This window comes from Thalassobacterium sedimentorum, from assembly GCF_031127905.1.
GTDB lineage: Bacteria > Verrucomicrobiota > Verrucomicrobiia > Opitutales > Coraliomargaritaceae > Thalassobacterium > Thalassobacterium sedimentorum.
Genome location: NZ_JARXIC010000075.1, coordinates 1 through 3,469 on the forward strand (window position 1 = coordinate 1; position 3,469 = coordinate 3,469).

The following is a 3,469-nucleotide window of genomic DNA, read 5'->3' on the forward strand; positions in this document are numbered from 1 at the left end:
TGGTTCACATTCGAGCCCTCACCCTAAAAAAATAGAATGAAGCCGATAGATCAGAGCGGAATCCACCTGACCAAGGGCGGCAGCATATCCAGACGCAGCTATCAACTCCTTTCGCGCTCCAGGCTTCGCTCTTCGAGCTACGCCCGGCAAGCCGCGCTGCAGTCGCGATAGTGCTCCACGATATGGGAAAGAAAATTGAATCGACGGATCGAAGCATTTAGACTAAGCATTTGTGGGTAAGAGAAGGAGCAAAAGAAATAAAATCCTCAGACAGCCAGAGCCGAGTCACCAATTGGCAAAAAGAAGAAATCATAGATTCAAAGTCCTAGATGAAGCCCATAATTCAGAACCCCACACCCACCACGGCCTTCGGCCATATCCAGACGCTTCTGGACAACGCCTAAAGGCGCGCCAGAGCTCCACGATAAAATAAAATGGCAAAAGAAACAAACACCCCACCCGAAGAATCAACAAAACCGTCACCGTCTTTGCCTCCACCGAGTTCTCCTCCTCCTGCCCCAGAGAAAGAAGAAAAAAGTGCCTCAGATCGAGTAATCAATGCGCTACTACAGCCCGACTGGAAGGATGTAGAACCAGTGTTGAAGAAAGAACTGCCAGCGGCGTTAAAGGAAAAATGGTCTGAATACAAATTAGACAGTTACAATCCAATATTATTCTTGGACGAAACCAACTCAATCGGGGAAGACCATGCGGATCGCATTTACAACGCTGTATGCGAGTTTAATGAAGAGAAAGATATCCTGCTTATGCTAGGAAGCAGAGGTGGACGAATCGAACCTGCCTACCTTGCCAGTAAAAATTGCAAAGCTAAGGCGAAAGATAAATTTGTAGTTGCGATACCTCGTAGAGCAAAATCTGCGGCTACACTTTTGGCACTTGGAGCTGACGAAATCCACATGGGTTCAATGAGTGAGCTTGGGCCTATTGATCCCCAACTGGGGAACATACCAGCCCAAGCTCTTTCAAACGCTCTCAAGACCCTTGCTAGAACTGTGTCCGATTTCCCTAAGAGTTCTGAAATGTTTGCTCGTTACTTAGAAAGTCAGCTTGACTTAGGTATTCTTGGTTACTTTGAGCGTATCAACGAATCTGCAACTCAATATGCAACCCGATTACTGTCAGATAAAGAATTAGGTGATGGAATGACCGCACAGAACCTAGCTTCCCACCTAGTGAATCATTATAAAGACCATAGCTTCGTTATCGATAAGGATGAAGCTATTGGGCTTTTTGGAAATGGAATAATTAAGGTCCAGACTGAGGAATATAGTTGTGCTAATCGAATGGACAGTGATTTGAGATGGCTTTCAAAAATCGCAAGAATTATACACCGAAAAGAAATCACTTTCATTGGTGGATTCGATAGCTGCCTTAAAATCAAGGACATCAACGAAGAAGACTGATAGATCAAGACGGAGTGAGACAACAGATTTCGCTGACGCTCATCTGTGCTCATCCTCTACGTTCAGCAAAAGAATAAATGCATTTCCTGATCCCCATAACCCTAATAGTTGGACTCCTTGCAATCTGGTTACTGATAGTAAAAAGTGAGAGTTACAAATTTAGAGCTATAGGTGGAATCGTCTTCATTGGACTGCTTGGATACGCATTTAGTTTTTACCATCTTACTTATCGGAATTACGAGCGGGATTACTACGATTCGGCTCTTAACGGAATAAGAGAATTAATCGAAAAAGGTAGACAAGATGAAGCAATTGAACCGATCCTCAAATACCAAGAAAGTAATAATGAAGGTTTCTCTGCCGTGGCAGATCTAGCATCCACAATCAGCAGGCTAATCTGGGCTGAACCAGACGGGAGTGGGCAATAGATTTCGCTACCGCTCATCTATTCCACCCCTCGACGTTCGGCAAAAAATCTTATGAAAAACGAAAATAGAATAATCCAAAAGAGCCTTTCCCTGAAAGACGGAAAACTCACAGCAATGCGGGAAGTTTCTCACCAGACTGGAGAAGTATACGCGATGGCTATCCCTCTTAAGATTGAAAAGGGAGATGAACCTTGCGGGGCTCAAAACGGAAGGCACAGGTATTATTTCACCCCAGATCAGAAGGTCGACACCGAGTGGGAAAGACTCTTCAAACAGGCCTGGTATGATCATCAAGGACCTGCTGACGACCTTCCTACATTCGGTGAAGTGGGACAAAACTATACGCCGGTTATGTTTCTCGAATGCGCCCCGGCGAATCTAGAGAAGCGTATAGAGACAATCAAGAAGGCTCGTGATCGAGCGAACGAAATATACCCGAAGGAACGGAGTAAAGCACTAGAGTTCGCTGAAAAGAATGCGGAAGAAAAAAAGAAGGAAAGTGAGGCGAGAGAGTCAACCGCTCAGAAAATAAATGAGGCATGGGATCGTGTAAGTATGGACTAGCGAGGCCGAACCAATCGCAGTGAGCAATGTCGCTATCGCGCCATCGCTCATGCTCCACGTTCTGCGAGAAAATCGAAAATGAGCCACAACCATACACTTAACCTCGTTGAAGCCGAAATCGGAGGCGGCAGGATTTCAAAGAAAACCATCGACCAAATCGAATCCAGCGATTCTGGCTTCCTAAAAATCAGTGGACTGACACAGGAAACATTTGAATACTTTGTAGGTAATTATGGAGGCCGATTTACATCTATCGAGTTTTGGAAGTGTCCGCTGATAAGTGACCTCTCTCCCTTGGAGACTTTGGGCGACATCGAGGCGATCTCCTATTACTGGAATCAGAGAGCAGAAAAGCTCTGGGACATGTCCAAAAATACTCGCCTGACTAGATTCGCATTTGAAGACTTCACCCGAGTGAAATCATTGGAGCAGGTCAGCGCTTGCACCTCACTGAAAGAACTCACCTTTGGAAACAAAGTGTGGGTCACTCAGGAGATCGATTCGCTGGAGCCACTGAAACAATTAAAAAATCTCTGCAAGCTAGGATTCTACATTAAGAAGGTGTTGGACGGCAGGTTAGCACCGATTTCTGAGCTGCCCCAGCTAAGCTCTGTAGATTTCCCATTGAACCTATTTTCCACGGAGAAACTAGCATGGTTGACATCTCGGATTGGGGACAAAACACAAAGCAGATGTTTAGCACCTTACCATAGGATAGAAAAACCCATTGATGACGGATCAAAAAAGAAGGATACGTTCATTGTTGGTAAGCGAAAGCCGCTATTGGATTGGAATCAAGACCGTGAGAGGATATCGAAGTATACCCAAAAATTCGAAGCACTTGTAGCTAAGTATAAAGCCAACCTCAGCATACCAGAACCTGAAAAATGAAAAGCAGAACCAGGCAGTGGTATCAACTCCGTTACGCGCTCCGCGCTCCACTCCGTGATACACTTTTACGATATGCAAAAGAAAGAACGAATCCAATTTGGATGATTCCAGCCTTGCGCTAACGTGTTAAAAAAGAGAATCTATAAAAATGGAATGATGAGT

4 protein-coding genes are annotated in these 3,469 nt (G+C 44.9%); all 4 read left to right on the plus strand.

The window, feature by feature from the left end:
- Positions 1-434 precede the first annotated feature (434 nt).
- The 4 genes from QEH59_RS18220 to QEH59_RS18235 all read left to right on the plus strand — a co-directional run bounded on the left by QEH59_RS18220 (position 435) and on the right by QEH59_RS18235 (position 3,307).
- A complete protein-coding gene (locus tag QEH59_RS18220; RefSeq protein WP_308986814.1) occupies positions 435-1,424 on the plus strand; it encodes an SDH family Clp fold serine proteinase in 990 nt (329 codons plus the stop codon).
- Between the two features lie 77 nt (positions 1,425-1,501).
- A complete protein-coding gene (locus tag QEH59_RS18225) occupies positions 1,502-1,852 on the plus strand; it encodes a hypothetical protein (RefSeq protein WP_308986815.1) in 351 nt (116 codons plus the stop codon).
- A gap of 51 nt (positions 1,853-1,903) precedes the next feature.
- Entirely contained in the window at positions 1,904-2,416 is a 513-nt protein-coding gene (locus tag QEH59_RS18230; RefSeq protein WP_308986816.1) for a hypothetical protein, read from the plus strand.
- Between the two features lie 78 nt (positions 2,417-2,494).
- Positions 2,495-3,307, plus strand: coding sequence for a hypothetical protein (locus QEH59_RS18235; protein WP_308986817.1), 813 nt, complete (start codon positions 2,495-2,497; stop codon positions 3,305-3,307).
- Positions 3,308-3,469 lie beyond the last annotated feature (162 nt).

What these genes read in the sequence shown, in the direction of transcription:
- QEH59_RS18220 (WP_308986814.1), top strand. Translation starts at nt 435, where the DNA reads ATGGCAAAAGAAACAAACACCCCACCCGAAGAATCAACAAAACCGTCA.
- QEH59_RS18225 (WP_308986815.1), top strand. Translation starts at nt 1,502, where the DNA reads ATGCATTTCCTGATCCCCATAACCCTAATAGTTGGACTCCTTGCAATC.
- QEH59_RS18230 (WP_308986816.1), top strand. Translation starts at nt 1,904, where the DNA reads ATGAAAAACGAAAATAGAATAATCCAAAAGAGCCTTTCCCTGAAAGAC.
- QEH59_RS18235 (WP_308986817.1), top strand. Translation starts at nt 2,495, where the DNA reads ATGAGCCACAACCATACACTTAACCTCGTTGAAGCCGAAATCGGAGGC.